This window comes from Thermotoga caldifontis AZM44c09, assembly GCF_000828655.1.
Lineage (GTDB): Bacteria > Thermotogota > Thermotogae > Thermotogales > DSM-5069 > Pseudothermotoga_A > Pseudothermotoga_A caldifontis.
On record NZ_AP014509.1, the window covers coordinates 389558 to 406924 of the forward strand.

Consider the following 17367-nt stretch of genomic DNA (forward strand, 5'->3'; position numbering starts at 1 on the left):
GTGGTGTTCGTGCTCAAATTCGATTTCAGTTTCATGTTCGAGCCCAACGTGAAGGGTGGTATAAGCGAGGAAGAATTCTCGAAGCTCGAGCCGACGATGAGTCAGCTCGTTGAAGAAGTTGCGAGAGAAAGACCCGCGTTCGTGAAGGTTCTCTTCGACAGGAACCTGCTGGACAGCGTAGAGGATCTCAGGGAGTGGATATTGAACTTCGACAACTTCGTCGTGATAGGCATAGGTGGTTCCAGTCTCGGTGCGGCCGCTCTGGCTAATGCTTTGAAACCTTTCGACTGGAACTATCTTTCGAAGTCCGAAAGGGGAGGTTATCTGAGGATCTTCTTCCTTGAGAACGTCGATCCGGACTACACGGCGAGCGTTCTCGATAGAATAGATCTGAAAGCGACAATCTTCAACGTCGTTTCCAAGTCCGGTTCGACCGCAGAATGTCTGGCACACTACCAGATCGTTCGTGGCCTGCTCGAGGTCCGTGGATTGAAAGTCTCGGAACACGTGGTGTTCACCACGGATCCGAAGAAGGGCTTGCTCAGAAGGATAGCCGAAAGGGAAAAGATCGTCGTGCTGGACATACCACCAGAGCTCGGAGGCAGGTTCAGCGTTCTCTCACCCGTGGGGCTTCTTCCCGCGATGGCCATAGGCGTGGACATAAAAGCTTTAGTGGACGGGGCGAAGGATGCGTACACCAAGTGTGTCGTGCTCGATGTGTGGAAGAATCCTGCGGCGATGATGGCGGCGTGCCACTATCTGCACAAGATCAAGGGCAGGCGCATCAGCGTCATGATGCCTTATTCGAACAGGCTCTACACGCTCGCGGACTGGTTCAGACAGCTGTGGGCGGAAAGCCTCGGCAAGAAGTACTCGTTGAGCGGTGAGGTCGTTCACGAGGGACTCACACCGATAAAGGCACTCGGTGTGGTGGATCAACACTCTCAGCTGCAGCTCTACAACGAAGGACCAGACGATAAGACCATAACGTTTTTGGAAGTTGAGAAGTTCGACAGGAACGTTCTGATACCTTCCATCCACGACGATGAGGAGATCTCTTACCTCGGTGGAAAGAGACTCTCCGATCTGCTGAGGAGCGAACTTTTCGGAACGGAAAGATCGCTCGCCTTCAACGGCAGGCCGAGCATGCGCGTGATCTTTCCAGCGATCGATGCGTACAATCTCGGCCAGTTCTTCATGTACTACGAGTTCACAACGACGTTGATGGGAAAGCTTTTGAAGATCAACCCGTTCGATCAGCCTGGAGTCGAGCTCGGTAAGCAGATCACTTACTCTCTGATGGGCAGAAAAGGTTTCGAGAAGATGGAATTTCCAGAACCGGTGAGGAAGGTTGTGATCGAATGACGCAGAAGATCGTTGAAATATTCAAGCCAAAGAGTCTGTACCACGTGGACGAAGGTCCCCTGGGTGAGAACGTCTACGTTGTGGTCGTGAGCGACGGGATCGATCTGGAAAAGAAGTTCGTCGAGTTCTACGAACAGGTCGGAACGGAGCCTGCGCTGATCGTCGTGACCGAAGAAGAGTTCGAGCAGATCAGCTCGCTCCTCGGTAAGGGGGAGAAGATCCTCTGAGACTGGTCGTTGGTCTGACTGGAAAGATGGGCTGTGGAAAGAGCACCGTGGCGGGCATGTTCGAAGAGCTCGGAGCCAGGGTGATAGACGTTGACAGAATCGGTCACGAAGTTTTGAAAGACCGCTCAGTCAAAGAAGAATTGAAAAAGCTGTTCGGTGAGATCATCTTCAACGAAGATGAGATCGACAGGAAAAAACTCGCGAAGATCGTTTTTGAAGATGCCGAAAAGCTGAGTGCGTTAGAGAGGATAGTTCATCCCATCATCAGAGAGAAGGTTCGAAGGTTGGTCGAGGATTCAACCGGCGTGGTGGTTCTGGACGCGGCACTCTTGAGAAGAATAGGGCTGGACAAATTGTGCGATGTGATCGTAACGGTGAAATGCGACGAAGAAAAGATCGTTGAGAGGTTGAAGAAGAAAGGTTTCACAGAGGAAGAGATCAAAAGAAGGCTCGCCGCGCAGAGAGACGTCGTCGAAGAAGGTGTAGTGATCGAAAACAACTGTGATCTTGTCTCTCTGAGAAGAAAGGTGAGGGATATCTACAACCGTTTGCTTGGAGGAGGTGTTGGTGGATGAGGAAGTTTCTCGTGTTGCTGGCGGTGCTGCTGGCCGTCCTCACGATGGCAAAGGTCAAGGTCACGTTCTGGCACGCGATGGGTGGAGGACACGGTCAAACTTTGCAGGAGATAGTGAACTTCTTCAATCAACAGCATCCAGACATCGAAGTGGAAGCGATTTACATCGGAAACTACTCCGCACTGCAGCAGAAACTGCTCGCCGCGGCACAGGCTGGACAACTGCCCACGATATCGCAGGCTTACTCCAACTGGACCGCGAAGCTCATCTATTCTGGTATCGTGGAACCTCTGAACGCCTACATCAACGATCCAAAGATAGGCCTTTCCAAAGCGGAGTGGGAAGACGTCTGGGAACCGATGAGACTGAACTGCATGTGGGGCGACAAGATCTACGCCGTGCCGTTCAACAAAAGTATCTACGTCCTGTACGTGAACACCGACGCACTCGCACTGGCCGGATTGAAGATACCGGAAACGATCGGTGAACTGAAGAAAGCTGCGATACTTTTGACCGAAGATTTCAACAACGATGGTACCATCGATCAGTACGGTTTTGGTTTCAGATCCACCGTCGACCATTTCCAGGTGTTCTTGGCGCTCAACGGTGGTTCGATACTCAAGAAGGGCCCGGACGGCAAATGGATGGTGACCATCAACAGTCCAGAAGCGAAGGAAGTGCTGGAATTTCTGCTCAGCCTCAAGGACAAGTACGCGCTCGTGCAGGGTGGTTATCTGGACGGACCGTTCGGTGAGGGCAAAATAGCGATGTTCATCGAGACTGTGGCGAGCAAACCTTACGTGGATTCTGCTTCGAAGGGTAAACATGGCTGGACCTGGGCACCGGTACCGGTATGGAAGACGAGAAACGTTCAGTTCGCTGGAACGGACGTGATCATGTTCAGCACCGCGAAACCTGAAGAGAAGAGAGCTGCGTGGGAGTTCATGAAGTTCCTGATCTCTCCAGAGATCACCGCGTACTGGGCGGTGAAGACCGGATATCTGCCCGTGAGAAAGAGCGCGACCGAGACGGCGATCTGGAAGAAGTTCGTCGCGGAAGATCCTGCCGCAGGAGTGCCATTGGTCCAGCTCCCGCACGGTGTTTTCGATCCTCAGATCGGTGTCTGGGCTGAGATAAGAAACATCGTTGGGACGATGGTGAGCGACGTTCTCTACGGTAAGAAGACCGTGGAAGAAGGTCTGGCCTGGGCTGAGGCGGAGATCAAGAGGCAACTCGAAAAAGAGGGCATGTGAGAAGAAAGTTCAGGCGGGGGGCTTCAACCCCCGCTTTTGTCTCGGAGGGATGAGCGTGAGAGGAGATCCGTTCGGCAGACACAGGGTGATCGAACCGGCGGGGAAACTTCCACAACCTGCCTGGAGATTGGACAACGACACGGGCAAGCTTTACGACAACGAGATGCTGATCGACGTGATCAAGCTCAACGTGGATGCGGCGTCTTTCGCGCAAATAAAGAGCGAAGTGGGAGCGGACGAGCAGAAAGTCGCCGAAAAGATCATGCAGATCGTTCAGCAACGTGGCAAACTGCACAACCCGGTTACCGGTTCTGGAGGTATGCTCGTCGGCAGGGTGAAAGCGATCGGTAAAGATCTGAACGTTGATGTGAAGGTTGGAGACAAGATCGCCACCCTCGTTTCGTTGAGCCTCACACCTCTGAATTTGAAAAAGATAAAGAAGGTGCATTTGGATAAAGACCAGGTGGACGTCGAGGCCGAAGCCATACTGTTTGAAACCGGTGTTTTTGCACGCTTGCCGGAAGATATGCCCGAGTCTGTGGCGCTCGCGGTGCTCGACGTTGCCGGTGCTCCAATTCAAACTGCGAGGCTCGTCTCGCCTTCCGACCTCGTGCTCATCGTAGGTGCTGGTGGTAAATCTGGGGTGCTGTGCAGCTATGTGGCGAAGAAATACGCAGGTCCCACGGGTAGAGTCGTCGCACTGGTTCATTCTGAAAGGTCTGTCGAACAACTCAAGAAGCTCGGTTTCGTTGACGACGTCTTCGTATCGGACGCGCAGGATGCGGTTGCATCCTACGAAAAGTTCATCCAGATCACGAACGGAAGGCTCGCGGACGTCGTCATCAACGTGGTGAACGTGCCGGACACCGAGATGACCTCGATACTCTGCGCAAGAGAAAGGGGAAAGATCTACTTCTTCTCGATGGCGACGAGCTTCACCAAAGCCGCCCTCGGTGCCGAAGGTATTGGGAAGGATGTGGACATGATCATAGGCAACGGCTATGCGAAGCACCACGCCGAGTTCGCCCTTCAGATTTTGAGGGAGAACGAGAGGCTGTATCAGCACTTCCTTGAAAGGTACGGTGAAAAATGACACTGTTGGACAACTTCACGGTGCGTTACGTGAACAAGCGTGTCGAGAACGAAACGGTGAAACAGTTGATGTCCCTTCAGGGACCTTCTTTCAACTCTCCACACCTAGGCACCTTCAACGTGTGTCTCTACACCTATCAAGGTTCATCGCCGAGGATCTTGGTTTCTCTGGTGATGTTCGGCGAGGAGAGTTTGGAGAGTTTCACGAACGAAGGGATAGAATTTGGAAAGATCAAGCGAATGACCCAGTTCAGACTTTTCGATGGAAACAGCGAAGCTGCAGTGATCGATGCAACCTTAGTCGATGATGAATTCGTGATCCTTCAGATCGGGCCGCGCGATCTGATCTGTCTTGCGCCGTACGAGAAAATAAAATCTTTCAGCAGGGAGCAGCTGGCGAAGTTGCTGGTCGAAGAATACTTCAGAAGGTTCTACGATTACGAGGCGGAGTACAGCGTGCAGATTCAAGACAACTCAATCCTTGAACCGTAGTGTAAGCTCGTATATAATTTGTCTTGAGTCGCGGGGTGACCCATATGGAAAACTTCGTTTTTCACAACGAAACGAAGCTGATCTTCGGTAAGGGTACGATAGGCAAGATTGGTGAGGAGATCAAATCCGCGGGGTTCAAAAAGGTACTGATGCTCTGCGGTGGTGGATCTATAAAGAAGAACGGTGTGTACGACCAGGTCGTCGCTTCGCTGAAAAAGAACGGTGTCGAATGGGTCGAGGTTTGGGGCGTGAAACCGAACCCGGTGCTTTCAAAAGTTCACGAGGCCATCGAGGTCGCAAGGAAAGAGAAGGTCGAGGCGATCTTAGGTGTCGGCGGTGGGAGCGTCATAGATTCTTCCAAGGCTGTCGCGGCTGGTGTCCTGTACGAAGGTGACATCTGGGACGCTTTCATCGGCAAATACAAAGTTCAAAAGGCGCTTTCTGTCTTCGCCGTGCTGACGATATCGGCCACCGGCACGGAGATGAACGGAAACGCGGTGGTGACGAACGAGAAGACCTTAGAGAAATTCGCGGTCAGTTCCAAGGCCCTCTATCCCAAGGTTTCGATAATCGATCCTTCGGTCCAGGCGAGCCTCCCGATGGAACAGACAGTGTACGGAGCAGTGGACGCGATCGCGCACATCCTCGAATACTATTTCGACGGGTCCGATTCTCTCGCACAAAACGAACTGAGTGAAGGGCTCATCAGAACGATCATGACCTGCACGGAAGGGTTGTTGGAAGATCCGAACGATTATGAATCGCGTGCGAACTTCGCCTGGAGCGCCACGCTCGCGCTCAACGGTCTGACGGCCGCGGGAAGGCGCGGCGGAGACTGGGCGTGTCACAGGATCGAACATTCTCTCAGTGCCATCTACGACATAGCCCACGGTGCCGGACTCGCGATCGTTTTCCCAGCCTGGATGAGATACGTCTGGAGGGAAAAGCCCGAACAGTTCGTCAGGTTTTCGAAAAAGATCTTCTCGATCGAAGGTGATGGTGAGCAAGCCGTTTTGAAAGGTATCGAAGCGTTCAAGGGTTGGCTCAAAAAGGTCGGCGCTCCCGTATCGCTGAAGGATGTGAACATTCCGGCGCAAGATCTGGACAAAATAGTGGACAACGTTTTCAGAAGGGACATACCGTTCGGGACTCTGAAAAAACTTGGCAGGTCTGATGTGAGAAAAATCCTTGAAATTGCGTTAGAATGAAATGCGGAGGCGTGTCCGAACTGGCTAAGGAGCCGGTCTCGAAAACCGGTGGGCCGCGAGGCCCTTGTGGGTTCGAGTCCCACCGCCTCCGCCAGAAGAAGGTGGTTCTGTGATCGTTGTCGAGACGGTTTCCAGAATGAAGCAGATCTCCGAGTCGGAACGAGCCGCGGGCAAGAAGATCGGTTTCGTTCCAACGATGGGCTATCTCCACGAAGGCCACCTTTCGCTGGTTCGACGTTGCCGCCAGGAGAACGATGTGGTCGTCGTGAGTATATTCGTGAACCCGACGCAGTTCGGCCCGAACGAAGATTACGCGAGCTACCCGAGAGATCTCAATAGAGATCTTTCCATGCTCCAGGCCGAAAACGTCCATTACGTGTTCGTGCCGAGCGTGGAGGAGATGTACCCGCCAAACTATTCAACCTACGTGGTGGAGGAGAGTTTGTCGAAGTATCTGTGTGGTAAGTCCCGCCCGACACATTTCAGGGGCGTTTGTACCGTTGTGACGAAACTGTTCAACATCGTCAAGCCACACCGGGCTTACTTCGGTCAGAAGGATGCGCAGCAGTTCAGAATCATACGCAGAATGGTCAGAGATCTGAACATGGACGTGGAAGTCATAGAGTGCCCCATCGTCAGGGAACCAGATGGACTTGCGATGAGTTCAAGAAACGTCTATCTTGTTGGTGAAGAGAGAAAACAAGCGTTGGCCTTGTACCAATCTTTAAAGATCGCAGAACAGTTGTATCGAGCTGGCGAACGCAGTGCGGAAAGGATCAAAGAGAAGATGCTGGAACACTTCGCGAAGTTCAACCTCGTCAGAGTGGATTACGTCGAGATCGTGGACGAAGAGACGCTGCAACCTGTGGAACGTCTGGAAGGAAAAGTGCTCGTCGCCGTGGCGGCCTGGGTCGGAAAGGCCAGGCTGATTGACAACACGATACTCGGATGATCCTGGACGTTTTTGCCGTCTCGTTGGTTCTTTCTTTGATCTTCAAAAGGAGGATCTTCCATCTGCACCAGACGGACATCAGATTCGTCTATCTTTTCCCGCTACCTTTCGTTCTGCAGTTCCTGCCCATCGAAAATAGAGTTTTGATGATGGTCATCTCTTATTCTCTGTTACTGTTTCTCCTCGCATTCAACTGGAACATCCCCGGTTTCAAGTTCATCGTGATAGGCTCGATCCTGAACTTCGTCGCCATCTTGCTGAATGGAGGGAGGATGCCCGTCTACGGACCACTCGCAGCCGCGATGGGACTGAGAGCCAGCATCAAGCACGCGTTGCTGGAAAATTTCGAACCGATCCTGTTGATCGGCGACATCATACCTGCCTACACACCCTGGGGCAGGAAGTTCTTGATCAGCGTCGGTGACGTGCTGGTCTACATCGGCCTCATGGTCTTCATGCTCACCAGACCGAAAGGTTCATCTCTCGAACGTGCCCTCTGACCTGAGTTCCATTTTGAACCTGTATTTGTCCCCGCGATAGATCGAGCGGACGAACTCCACACATTTCCCGTTCGATGTGTACGTGTAGCGTTTTCTCAGAAGCGCACACGCGCCGGGCTGCAAACCGAGATGTTTCGCGTCCGAAGATGAAACGTGTGTCAGTTCCAGTTCTTCAAGCGCTCTGATAAGGGGTATCTTCAACTCGCTTCTGAGAAACTCGTACAGCGATTCTTTCGACATGTCCTTTTTCAAGATGCTCAGAATCCTGACGTCCACAGCGGGATTGAGGTATGCGGCTTCGATGGCTACAGGCTCGTCGTTGAGGAAGCGCACGCGCCTGAGCAACACGACCATCGCACCCTGTTCAAGGCCGAAGACCTGGCAGAGTTCGGGAGGTATTTCGACGAGCCTGTTTTCAAGAACGTGCGATCTGACGTTCAGGCCTTCTTCCTTCGCTTTGTCTGTGAAACCTTTGAGCACGTTCATGGATTCCTCTTCTTTCTTGCCGACGATGAACGTTCCTTTACCTTTGTGACGCGAGATGAGCCCTTCGGATTTCAACTCTTCCAGCGCGCGCCTTATGGTGAGCCTGCTCACCCCAAACGCCTTCACCAGCTCGATCTCCGGTGGGATCCTGTCGCCCGGCTTGTATTCACCCTCAGAAATCCTGCGCTTCAATTCCCTATAGACGCGATAATAGAGAGGAACAGGATATTCTTCCACGTTCATCCCCCCAGCATCGTGAGTGCCTTTCTCAAACTCGGCTCCACACTCAGTATTCTCTGGCACTCCTTCAGATCTTTCTTCGAAACTAAGTGCAACACCGCGAGCTTCACGTTGTAGTTGGTCTTCTCAAGGACGATTTTAGCAGTTTCTTCATCCACACCGGTCAGTTCTGTCACGATGTTTATGGCCCTCTTTCTGAGTTTCTCGTTGAGTACCAGGACATCGACCATGAGATTGTCGTACACTTTGCCGAGTTTTATCATCACTGCCGTGCTGAGCATGTTCAAAACCATCTTTTGTGCCGTACCGGCTTTCATACGTGTGCTGCCCGCGATCACTTCTGGCCCTGTGATGACACTCACAACGATGTCTACGAACTGTGCAAGTGGAGGGTTGTCCACGTTACAGATCAGCGCTGTTTTACAGCCTAGTTGTTTTGCATACACCAGTGCCCCCCTCACGTACGGTGTGCTGCCACTTGCGGTTATGCCTATGACGAGATCTTTCGCCTGCAACTTGTGGCTCATGAGATCTTTTTGCGCTTCGTCCACGAGATCTTCAACACCTTCGATGGATCTGCGCAGCGCCTCAAAACCACCCGCGATGATGGGCACGAAGATGCCTTCTTCAAGACCGTAAGTCGGTACGAGCTCCACGGCGTCCATGAACGCTATGCGACCGCTGGTGCCCGCGCCAACGTAAAAAATCCTTCCGCCAGAGTTCAGCGTCTCAACGCACACCTCAACGAGCTTCTCTATCTGTGGCAGCGCTTCGCGGACCGCCAGGGCGACTAAGGCATCTTCCTCGTTTATGATCCTCAAAATCTCAGCCACGCTCTTTTCGTCTATTCTCTGAGATTTTGGGTTCCTCATCTCCGTGATCGTTCTGTTCTCGTTCATCTGAACACCTCCACGGGCAGTTTGCCCACGGGCTTCAACTCACCGAGCATGACCTTCAGTAACGCTTCCTGTGAAACCATTTCGTAGCCGTAGGTGCACAGGCTCGAAGACTCTATCAAGCTGCAATCGTACGGATTTCTGAGCGCGACGAGCAGAACTCTTTTGAAGTTTTTGCGCACCTGGATCAAGAACTCCTTCTGCCAATTGGAAAGATGCGCGTTTTCGGTGAACACGACGCACTTCTCAGCCTTCGGAATTTCTAGCCCTTCTTCGAGAATGAAAAGTTTGCAAGCGAACCTCTTCGAGATCTCTTTCGCCACCCAGGGAACACCGATATCGGTTTCCTGAACCTGCACCGATCTGCTCAGTCTCACGGTGAAGACGTAATCGTCCTTATCCAGTTTGAGCGGTAACATGCCATCGCTGTCGCGTACGAGCGTGATCGAGCGCTCTGCGATCTGTCGCATGGTCTGTTCATGCTCTAGATCGAAACGGATCACTTCGGGCGGTTGCTTCACCGCGAACCTTTCCTTGAACTGTTTGATTCTTCTGAGCGATTCTTCAAGCCTCCTCTGCAAGAATGAATCCTGTTCGATCTTTTTGACAAGCACCTTCTTCGCCGCCATCTGCGCGTCGGGTTCGTGACAGACGGTCAGAACATCCATGCCCGCCATGAAGGATCTCACGACGGCTTCTTCCACCATCATGTTCTTGACGATGCCCCCCATCAAAAGATCGTCCGCGACCAGAACACCGTCGTAACCGAGCTTTTTTCTCAAAATCTCGCTCAATACTTCGTACGAAACGGTGGCAGGTTCTCTTCTGGTTTGAACCTTTGGAAGGTACACATGTGAAGGCATGATGCTGTCTATACCTTTTTTGATCAACGTCTTGAAGGGTACAAATTCCCAATTTTCGAGTTCTTCGAGACTTTTTTCAAGCGTCGGCATTTCGAGATGTGCGTCCAACGACACACTCCCTTTTCCAGGAAAATGCTTCGCACACGCCGCAACGCCTTCTTCTTTCAAACCCTCGTAGAAGCGCGTTGTGAACTTCGAGACGACTTCAGCTTTGTCGGAAAAGCTCCGCACACCTATGCCAGGATTGTTGGGATTGTCGTTGATGTCCACAACCGGTGCGAGGTTCCAGGTCACACCGACTGCTTTCATCTCTCGCGCCAACACCTTCGCGGCACGGTAGGCGTTCTCTGGATCGTTAGTGGCCGCTATCGCCATCGCGCCGGGTGACACAGCGAAACCATCTCTGAAGCGTGTCACGATGCCACCTTCCTGATCCACCGCGAAGATCACGTCCTCACCAACGATCGATCTGATCTGATTGACAAGGTCAAGCACCTGCGCTGGTCTCTCCACGTTCCGCGCGAAGAGGATCACGAAACCCGGTTTGACAAACCTCAGCGTGTTGAGCGTTTCCTGGTCGATCTCCTTGCCCCTGATACCTATCAAAAACAATTGGCCGACCAAACGATCAAGGTTCATTGGTTCCACCTCACTTTTTCATTATACACCCGGCGAACCTTTTGTTCTTACATTGACCTTTTAAATGGTATAAAATAAAGACAAGAAAGGGGGAGCCATGCGTGAACTTCCTCGTGCTCGTCAAGCAAGTCCCCGACACGGAAAAGGTGAAGATAGATCCAAATACAGGCACACTGGTTCGCGAAGGACTGGACATCACGATGAACCCCCTCGACGCACACGCGTTGGAACTCGCCGTCTCGCTGAAAGAAAAGTTCGGCGGGAGTGTGACGGTCCTGAGCATGGGACCAATGAACACCGTGGACGTTTTGAGGAACGCGATCGCTTTGGGTGCGGACCGCGCGATTCTGCTGAGCGATGTGGCTTTGGCTGGTTCGGACACGTGGGCCACGAGTCTTGCACTCGCCAGAACGATACAGAAACTGTCCATCCAATACGATCTACTGATCTGCGGTGAAAAATCGATTGACGGGGAAACGGGACAGGTGGGTATAGAACTCGCCACGCTTTTGAACCTGCCCGCGATCAGCTACGTGTCTGAACTGATCGAAATTGGGAGAGATTTCGTCCTCGTGCGACGTTCGGTCGAAGATGCCCACGAGATCTGGAAGGCACCGCTTCCTGTATGTCTGTGTGTGCTCAAGAGTGTCGCCGAACCGAGACTGCCCACGTTGAGCGGAAAGAAAAAGGCGATGGATGCGAAGATAGAAATCTACAACGTGAAAGACATCAAAATAGATCCTGAAGAGGTCGGCTTGAAAGGTTCTCCCACGCGCGTTGTGAAGGTGTTCAACACGAAAGTTTCTCGAAACTGCACCATCTATGAAGATAAAGATGTTCCTGAAGGGATCAACAGGCTCGCTGAACTGATCAGGCGCACTTTGGCAGGTGAGCCGGTATGATAGTCGTTCTGAACAACAGAGTAGATCGAAACAGCTTCGAGTTGCTTTCGAAGGCGAGAAAACTCGCGGATAAAGCTTTCATGAAGCTCGTGTTCCTGCTGATATCGAACTCGAAGAAGAACATCGAAGAACTCGTTCGTTTCGGGCCCGATGTGGTCATTCTGGCACTGCATGAAAGGTTCGAAAGGTTCTCGCTCGATCCCTTCCTCTCAACTTCGAAGAAGATCCTTGAAAAGTATTCTCCGTCCATAGTTTTGGCACCCGCCACGACCTTTGGAAGGACCCTGATGCCCGCCCTCGCGGCGAGTTTTCGCACGGGACTCACGGCGGACTGCACCGAACTGGACGTGGACGAAAAGGGAAACCTTCTTCAAACCAGACCCGCCATCGGGGGGAACGTGATGGCCACCATCGTCACTCCCTTCCATCGACCCCAGATGGCGACGGTCAGACCGGGCGTGTTCGAGATCGAAGAGCAGAAAAAGAGGAACACGATCTTCGTCGAAGAGCCGGTTGAAAATCCTGAGGATAGATGCCAGCTCGTCCGTGTCGAACCGAAGCAGGCCGGTGCGAAACTTGAGGAAGCGAAGATCATCGTTTCCGTGGGTAAGGGACTGCGTAAGAAGGAGAACGTGGAGCTGGCGTTCAGACTGGCAAGTTTAGTGAAAGGTGCCGTTGGTGCTTCGCGCGCCGTTGTGGATGCCAGGTGGCTCTCGCACGATCATCAGGTGGGTTTGAGCGGAAAGACGGTGAAACCGAAGATCTACATAGCGGCGGGCATATCCGGTGCTGTTCAGCACCTGGCAGGCATGCAGACTTCAGAGATCGTAGTCGCCATAAACAAAGACAGGCACGCCCCCATATTCAGAGTTGCCGACATCGGAATAGTTGCCGACGCGAGCTGGGCGCTGAGTGAGCTCATAAGAAGGCTGGAGCGTGATGATGATGGATCTCGTCGATGAACTAATGCGGCTTTTTGGAAGCGAGAACGTGAAGTTCGATCACGAAGAGATCGAAAAATACTCCCGCGACGAGACGAGTGGTGTTGAAGGCGAAATTCCCCTGGCGGTGGTGTTCCCCACCAGCACCGAGCAGGTGTCACAGCTGATGAGATGGGCAAACGAAAGAAGAGTGGCCGTCGTACCGCGCGGGGCAGGAACGGGCCTTTCCGGCGGTGCGATACCGACGAAGAATTCCGTAGTGGTTTCCTTAGAAAGGATGAACAGGATCATCGAGCTCGACGAAAGGAACATGACGATCGTTGTCGAACCGGGAGTCATCACGGGGGAAATCCAGAAGATCGCCGAGGAGCATGGCCTGTACTACGCAGGCGATCCTGCGAGCAGTGAGAGCTCTTCCATAGGTGGAAACGTCGCCGAAAACGCCGGAGGGGTGAAGGTCATAAAGTACGGCCCGACAGCTTTCCACGTGCTGGGCCTTGAGGTCGTTCTTCCTACGGGTGAAGTCGTTCACTTCGGTGGAAAGACGCTCAAGAACGTTACGGGCTACGACATGGTCAGACTGTTCGTTGGCAGTGAAGGCACGCTCGGTATCGTGACGAAGATCGTTCTCAGACTCGTACCCAGGCCGAAGTATGCCGCGGTTCTTTTGGTCCCGTTCGGCGGCATCGAGGATGCTCTACTGTGTGTTCCGAAGCTGCTTTCTCAGTCCGGTTTGCTCCCGGCCTCGATCGAGTTCATGGATAGGTATTCCAGCGAGATGGCTTCAAGGTTCCTGAATGAAAGCATACCCAATCCTGAAGCCGAATGCCACCTCATCTTCGAACTCGAATCGAGCGACAAACAGAATCTGGTGAAGGAATACATCGAGCTTGGAGAAACACTGATGCAGATGAACGCCACAGAAGTCTACATCGCAGATGACAGGACACAGAGAATGAAGATCTGGCGTTTCAGGAAAGCCATAGCTGAGGGTATCATCGCCTTCAGACCTGTACACTGCATGGAAGACGTTGTGGTTCCCACCGCGAACATGCCGAAGCTCATCGTATCAACTTACCAGATAGCGCAAAAACGTGGTCTTGAAGTTCTCAACTTCGGACACGTTGGAGATGGGAACGTCCACGTGACGTTCCTGAAACCGGAAAGAATGCAGAACGCCGTGTGGGAGCAAGCCCTGGAGGAAGCGCTCGAAGAGCTTTACAGGACCACCGTGCAGCTCGAAGGAAGCCTCACGGGCGAACACGGGGTGGGGTTGAAGCGGAAGAAGTATTTGAGGATGTTCCTCGGTGAGAAAGAGATAGAACTGATGAAACGTCTCAAGAGCCTCTTCGATCCGAACAACATCCTCAACCCTGGGAAGATTTTCCCGGATTGAAAAAAGAAAAAACGCAGAGTCTGCGTGAGAAAGATGAAGAATAAAAAACTTCAGCGCAGATTCCGACCAGATTTCACTGAAAACGCTGGCCAGATGGGTTTGACCAGCTCCGGGCTTTGCTGGTAGTCTCATTCTTGGTACTGAATCTGGTATTAGAAAGGTATACCAAAAGAAGGGGATACCGTGCGGAGAGATCTGGGTGATCTGAAAGAAAAGATCTATCTCGATCTCCGCGAGAAGATCCTCAGCGAAGAGATCAAACCTGGCGAATGGATCGTCGAGAGAAAGCTCACCGAGGTCTACGGTGTGAGCAGGACTCCCATAAGGGAAGTTCTGCGCATGCTCATGGAAGACGGCCTGATAGAGCTGAACGGCAAGAAGGGCTACACCGTTCGAAAGCTCACACTCGAAGACTTCGTGGAGATATACACGGCGAGGGAGGCGATCGAGGGCGCCGCGGCACGGCTGGCCTGCAGAAACCGGAACGAAGAACTGATCCAGAAGCTCCAGAAGCTCAAACAGGAGCTCGAGCTCGTCGATATCGACAGCGATCCAGCTAAGGGTGTTGCGCTCGGAAGACAGCTTCACGATCTGCTCATAGAGTACAGCGGGAACAGGATCTTGAAGAAGTTTTACGAAAAACTCAGATTGCTCACCAACATGACGCGGAACATCACCAAAAGGTCTGTAGACATAGAGAAGAAATCCAGAGACGAACACATCCAGATCATCGAAGCTGTTCTCAAAGGCGACGAGACTGAGGCAGAAGATTTGTTGAGAAAACATCTGCGTCGCACACTCTCGTCCGTGATCGAGACGTACTATTCCTCGATCATGAAACACGCTCGCGCATGAGGGGGTCAAAACATGGAAGTTCTGGTTCAAACCGTGACGGTGGGTTTTTCACAGATCTTTCAGCCGATCAATCTGCTCTTGTTGTTCGTCGGTGTTCTGTGGGGCATGATCTTCGGTGCGATCCCCGGGCTCACCGCAACCATGGGTGTGGCGCTGGCGATTCCGTTCACGTTCAGCATGAAACCCATCTCTGGTCTGGTCCTGCTCACCGGCATTTACATAGGTGGAGTGTCTGGGGGTTTCATTTCTGCCACGCTTTTGAACATGCCTGGTACGCCGTCCTCGATCACGACCTGTTTCGATGCTTATCCGATGAGCAAGCAAGGAAAATCGGGTCTAGCCCTCGCACTCGGACTGTTTTCTTCCTTTTTTGGTGGCATGCTCGGCGTGTTTTTTCTCGTATCTCTGGCTTCTATGATCGCTCGGGCGGCTCTGAAATTTGGTCCATTCGAGTACTTTTCACTCGCCGTAATGGCTTTCGTTGCGGTGAGCAGCATGCTCGGTGGAAACATTCTGAAGAATCTCATAGGCATCGCTTTGGGTTTGATTCTGAGCTGTATTGGTGCCGATCCGATCACGAGCATTCCAAGACTGACCTTCAGATTCACAGAACTTCAAAGTGGCATAGCCCTGCTACCGCTCCTGGTTGGATTGTTCTGCATTCCAGAGATCATCGCCGATATCGAATCTGAAGCAGAGCGTATCGTTCCGGAAGAATCACGGGGCATGAAATTGTTTGAAGTCTTTGAAGCGGCGAAGATACTCTTCAAACAGATCGGAAACGCGTTGAGATCTTTCGCGATAGGTTTCATCATCGGTGTTTTTCCAGGCATCGGTGGTGCTACGGCGAACATCATCTCCTACGGTGTCGCGAGATCGAGTTCTAAATATCCAGAAAAGTTCGGCACCGGTATACCGGATGGAATCATCGCGAGTGAGGTTTCGAACAACGCCTCGGTCGGTGGAGCGATGGTGCCACTGCTCGCACTGGGCATACCTGGAGATGCGGTCACGGCTATCCTGCTTGGAGGCTTCATGATTCACGGAATAAACCCAGGGCCACTGATGTTCAAATACAACCCCGATCTGGTCTTCGGTGTCTATGCGGCCCAATTCTGGGGTAACGTAGTGATGCTCTTGCTTGGAGTTTTACTCATGAAGTTCTATATCTACTCGTTGAGTTTCCCAAAGCATTACCTACTGCCGTTGATCACGGTGTGCGCGGCTGTGGGAGCCTTCGGACTGAACAACAGGATTTTCGACATCTGGGTGATGCTGATCTTCGGCGTGGTGGGTTATGTGCTCAAAAAGCTCGATTTTCCGGTACTTCCAATCATAATTGCCTTCGTACTCGGTCCCATAGCCGAATCCAACCTGAGACAGGGCTTAACGGCGAGTGCCGGATCCTTCGCACCCATTTTCACAAGGCCCTTGTCGCTCACACTCTTAATCCTCGCAGCCTTCCTGTTCGTTTTGGGGAGGGTACTTGTCAAGAAGGGTGAATCTTCAAAATGTTGAGGAGGTGTTTGCATGGGTAAGAGGTTCTTCGTGATGCTGTTAACACTCTTTGTGATCGTCAGTTTCGCGGCTTATCCGACTGGTCCCATCAAAGTGGTTGTTCCCTACGCCGCGGGCGGAGCGAGCGACGTGCAGGTGAGGATCATCGCAAAGTACGTCAAGCAGTTGTTCGGTTGGGACTTCGCCGTGGTGAACATCACCGGTGGTGGAGGTAGTACAGGTGCGAGAGAAGTTCTCAAAGCCAAACCAGATGGCTACACGGTTTTGTGGTACCATCAATCCATCTTCTCTAACTTCCACGTTGGAACGGCCGAGTTCAACTACTACGACTTCACGCCGGTATGCATCGCCACCAGGGGGAACCGTGTGGTGGTCACAAGACCCGATACACCCTGGAAGGATTTGAAAGATGCGATCGAGGATGCCAAGAAGAATCCAGGCAAGATCAGACTCGGGGCTGAAATCGGTGCGACCAGCCACTTCCAGGTGATACCGATGCAGATGGCCGCAAACAATGGGTTCATTCTGGCTGCGAGTTCCGGTGGTGACATGGACAGGATCACGAAGATCCTGGGTGGCCACATGGATCTCAGTCCAATCGCACTCTCTGCGGCCGTACCGTTCCTCAAATCCGGTGAACTGAAAGCGCTCGCAGTTCTCTCACCCGAGAGAGATCCGTTCTTGCCGGATGTACCGACCGCGAAGGAGCTCGGCTTGGAAGAACTCGTCTTCACCCAGGACCAGATGTTCTTCATGCCAAAAGGAACACCAGAGGAGATAGTGAAAACTTTTGCCAACGCGATCAAGCAAGTTATCCAGCTCAAAGAGTGCGTGGATGAACTGGCGGAGAAGGCCTTCGCTATTCCGATGTACATGGACGGCGAGGAGATGTTGAACTTCTTGAAGTGGGAAGATGAAAGGTTCGATCGGTTTGCGAAGGCTGCTGGCCTGAAGAAATGAGATCGTC

General features: G+C 52.4%; 18 protein-coding genes and 1 tRNA gene. 16 read left to right on the plus strand and 3 right to left on the minus strand.

Translation table 11 applies throughout. The features are described from left to right. Positions 1 to 9 precede the first annotated feature (9 nt). From TSP01S_RS01910 to TSP01S_RS01955, 10 genes are all read left to right on the plus strand, one after another. Positions 10 to 1365, plus strand: coding sequence for a glucose-6-phosphate isomerase (locus TSP01S_RS01910; RefSeq protein WP_144380606.1), 1356 nt, complete (start codon positions 10 to 12; stop codon positions 1363 to 1365). Further along, positions 1362 to 1592, plus strand: coding sequence for a hypothetical protein (locus TSP01S_RS01915; protein WP_041076001.1), 231 nt, complete (start codon positions 1362 to 1364; stop codon positions 1590 to 1592). The genes TSP01S_RS01910 and TSP01S_RS01915 overlap by 4 nt, the downstream gene beginning before the upstream one ends. A 14-nt stretch (positions 1593 to 1606) precedes the next feature. After that, complete coding sequence (gene coaE, locus TSP01S_RS01920) at positions 1607 to 2167, plus strand: dephospho-CoA kinase (protein WP_269450324.1); 561 nt, start codon at positions 1607 to 1609, stop codon at positions 2165 to 2167. Continuing rightward, positions 2164 to 3420, plus strand: coding sequence for an ABC transporter substrate-binding protein (locus TSP01S_RS01925; RefSeq protein WP_041076005.1), 1257 nt, complete (start codon positions 2164 to 2166; stop codon positions 3418 to 3420). The genes coaE and TSP01S_RS01925 overlap by 4 nt, the downstream gene beginning before the upstream one ends. Before the next feature lie 49 nt (positions 3421 to 3469). Further along, a complete protein-coding gene (gene kdd, locus TSP01S_RS01930) occupies positions 3470 to 4513 on the plus strand; it encodes an L-erythro-3,5-diaminohexanoate dehydrogenase (protein ID WP_041076007.1) in 1044 nt (347 codons plus the stop codon). Further along, a complete protein-coding gene (locus TSP01S_RS01935; protein ID WP_041076008.1) occupies positions 4510 to 5004 on the plus strand; it encodes a hypothetical protein in 495 nt (164 codons plus the stop codon). Before kdd ends, TSP01S_RS01935 begins: the two co-directional genes overlap by 4 nt. Before the next feature lie 44 nt (positions 5005 to 5048). Next, complete coding sequence (locus TSP01S_RS01940; RefSeq protein ID WP_041076010.1) at positions 5049 to 6212, plus strand: iron-containing alcohol dehydrogenase; 1164 nt, start codon at positions 5049 to 5051, stop codon at positions 6210 to 6212. A 5-nt stretch (positions 6213 to 6217) separates the two neighbouring features. Next, positions 6218 to 6306 (plus strand) — tRNA-Ser (locus TSP01S_RS01945). 42 nt (positions 6307 to 6348) lie between these two features. Further along, complete coding sequence (panC, locus tag TSP01S_RS01950; RefSeq protein ID WP_408033235.1) at positions 6349 to 7164, plus strand: pantoate--beta-alanine ligase; 816 nt, start codon at positions 6349 to 6351, stop codon at positions 7162 to 7164. Next, positions 7161 to 7664: a DUF5317 domain-containing protein gene (locus TSP01S_RS01955; RefSeq protein WP_041076014.1), complete on the plus strand. Its 504-nt coding sequence runs from the start codon at positions 7161 to 7163 to the stop codon at positions 7662 to 7664. Before panC ends, TSP01S_RS01955 begins: the two co-directional genes overlap by 4 nt. Here TSP01S_RS01955 and TSP01S_RS01960 read toward each other — a convergent pair. Genes TSP01S_RS01960 through nagZ form a run of 3 tightly spaced genes read right to left on the minus strand, consistent with a single transcriptional unit; the run spans position 7641 to position 10788 of the window. Beyond that, complete coding sequence (locus TSP01S_RS01960) at positions 7641 to 8393, minus strand: GntR family transcriptional regulator (RefSeq protein ID WP_041076015.1); 753 nt, start codon at positions 8391 to 8393, stop codon at positions 7641 to 7643. The genes TSP01S_RS01955 and TSP01S_RS01960 overlap by 24 nt on opposite strands. Beyond that, the gene (gene murQ / locus TSP01S_RS01965) at positions 8390 to 9289 is read right to left on the minus strand and encodes an N-acetylmuramic acid 6-phosphate etherase (protein ID WP_041076017.1); all 900 of its coding nucleotides are present in this window, start codon (positions 9287 to 9289) and stop codon (positions 8390 to 8392) included. Before murQ ends, TSP01S_RS01960 begins: the two co-directional genes overlap by 4 nt. Then, positions 9286 to 10788, minus strand: a complete 1503-nt coding sequence (gene nagZ / locus TSP01S_RS01970) for a beta-N-acetylhexosaminidase (protein WP_041076019.1) — start codon at positions 10786 to 10788, stop codon at positions 9286 to 9288. The genes murQ and nagZ overlap by 4 nt, the downstream gene beginning before the upstream one ends. A gap of 101 nt (positions 10789 to 10889) precedes the next feature. Between nagZ and TSP01S_RS01975 the strand changes: the two genes are divergently transcribed. The 6 genes from TSP01S_RS01975 to TSP01S_RS02000 all read left to right on the plus strand — a co-directional run bounded on the left by TSP01S_RS01975 (position 10890) and on the right by TSP01S_RS02000 (position 17360). After that, complete coding sequence (locus TSP01S_RS01975; RefSeq protein WP_041076021.1) at positions 10890 to 11690, plus strand: electron transfer flavoprotein subunit beta/FixA family protein; 801 nt, start codon at positions 10890 to 10892, stop codon at positions 11688 to 11690. After that, the gene (locus tag TSP01S_RS01980) at positions 11687 to 12652 is read left to right on the plus strand and encodes an electron transfer flavoprotein subunit alpha/FixB family protein (RefSeq protein WP_041076023.1); all 966 of its coding nucleotides are present in this window, start codon (positions 11687 to 11689) and stop codon (positions 12650 to 12652) included. Before TSP01S_RS01975 ends, TSP01S_RS01980 begins: the two co-directional genes overlap by 4 nt. Continuing rightward, a complete protein-coding gene (locus TSP01S_RS01985) occupies positions 12630 to 14027 on the plus strand; it encodes an FAD-binding oxidoreductase (RefSeq protein WP_231848618.1) in 1398 nt (465 codons plus the stop codon). Before TSP01S_RS01980 ends, TSP01S_RS01985 begins: the two co-directional genes overlap by 23 nt. 183 nt (positions 14028 to 14210) lie before the next feature. Beyond that, on the plus strand, positions 14211 to 14882 hold the full coding sequence (locus TSP01S_RS01990) for a GntR family transcriptional regulator (RefSeq protein WP_041076027.1): 672 nt from the start codon (positions 14211 to 14213) through the stop codon (positions 14880 to 14882). Between the two features lie 12 nt (positions 14883 to 14894). Next, a complete protein-coding gene (locus tag TSP01S_RS01995; RefSeq protein ID WP_052463452.1) occupies positions 14895 to 16400 on the plus strand; it encodes a tripartite tricarboxylate transporter permease in 1506 nt (501 codons plus the stop codon). A gap of 12 nt (positions 16401 to 16412) precedes the next feature. Next, positions 16413 to 17360, plus strand: a complete 948-nt coding sequence (locus TSP01S_RS02000) for a tripartite tricarboxylate transporter substrate binding protein (RefSeq protein WP_041076029.1) — start codon at positions 16413 to 16415, stop codon at positions 17358 to 17360. The last annotated feature ends 7 nt before the right edge of the window (positions 17361 to 17367 follow it).

Coding starts and splice junctions, on each gene's coding strand:
- panC (WP_408033235.1), top strand. CDS start 6,349: ATGAAGCAGATCTCCGAGTCGGAACGAGCCGCGGGCAAGAAGATCGGT.
- TSP01S_RS01915 (WP_041076001.1), top strand. CDS start 1,362: ATGACGCAGAAGATCGTTGAAATATTCAAGCCAAAGAGTCTGTACCAC.
- TSP01S_RS01955 (WP_041076014.1), top strand. CDS start 7,161: ATGATCCTGGACGTTTTTGCCGTCTCGTTGGTTCTTTCTTTGATCTTC.
- TSP01S_RS01985 (WP_231848618.1), top strand. CDS start 12,630: ATGATGATGGATCTCGTCGATGAACTAATGCGGCTTTTTGGAAGCGAG.
- TSP01S_RS01960 (WP_041076015.1), bottom strand. CDS start 8,393: ATGAACGTGGAAGAATATCCTGTTCCTCTCTATTATCGCGTCTATAGG.
- TSP01S_RS02000 (WP_041076029.1), top strand. CDS start 16,413: ATGGGTAAGAGGTTCTTCGTGATGCTGTTAACACTCTTTGTGATCGTC.
- TSP01S_RS01935 (WP_041076008.1), top strand. CDS start 4,510: ATGACACTGTTGGACAACTTCACGGTGCGTTACGTGAACAAGCGTGTC.
- TSP01S_RS01940 (WP_041076010.1), top strand. CDS start 5,049: ATGGAAAACTTCGTTTTTCACAACGAAACGAAGCTGATCTTCGGTAAG.
- TSP01S_RS01980 (WP_041076023.1), top strand. CDS start 11,687: ATGATAGTCGTTCTGAACAACAGAGTAGATCGAAACAGCTTCGAGTTG.
- kdd (WP_041076007.1), top strand. CDS start 3,470: ATGAGCGTGAGAGGAGATCCGTTCGGCAGACACAGGGTGATCGAACCG.
- TSP01S_RS01925 (WP_041076005.1), top strand. CDS start 2,164: ATGAGGAAGTTTCTCGTGTTGCTGGCGGTGCTGCTGGCCGTCCTCACG.
- nagZ (WP_041076019.1), bottom strand. CDS start 10,788: ATGAACCTTGATCGTTTGGTCGGCCAATTGTTTTTGATAGGTATCAGG.
- TSP01S_RS01995 (WP_052463452.1), top strand. CDS start 14,895: ATGGAAGTTCTGGTTCAAACCGTGACGGTGGGTTTTTCACAGATCTTT.
- murQ (WP_041076017.1), bottom strand. CDS start 9,289: ATGAACGAGAACAGAACGATCACGGAGATGAGGAACCCAAAATCTCAG.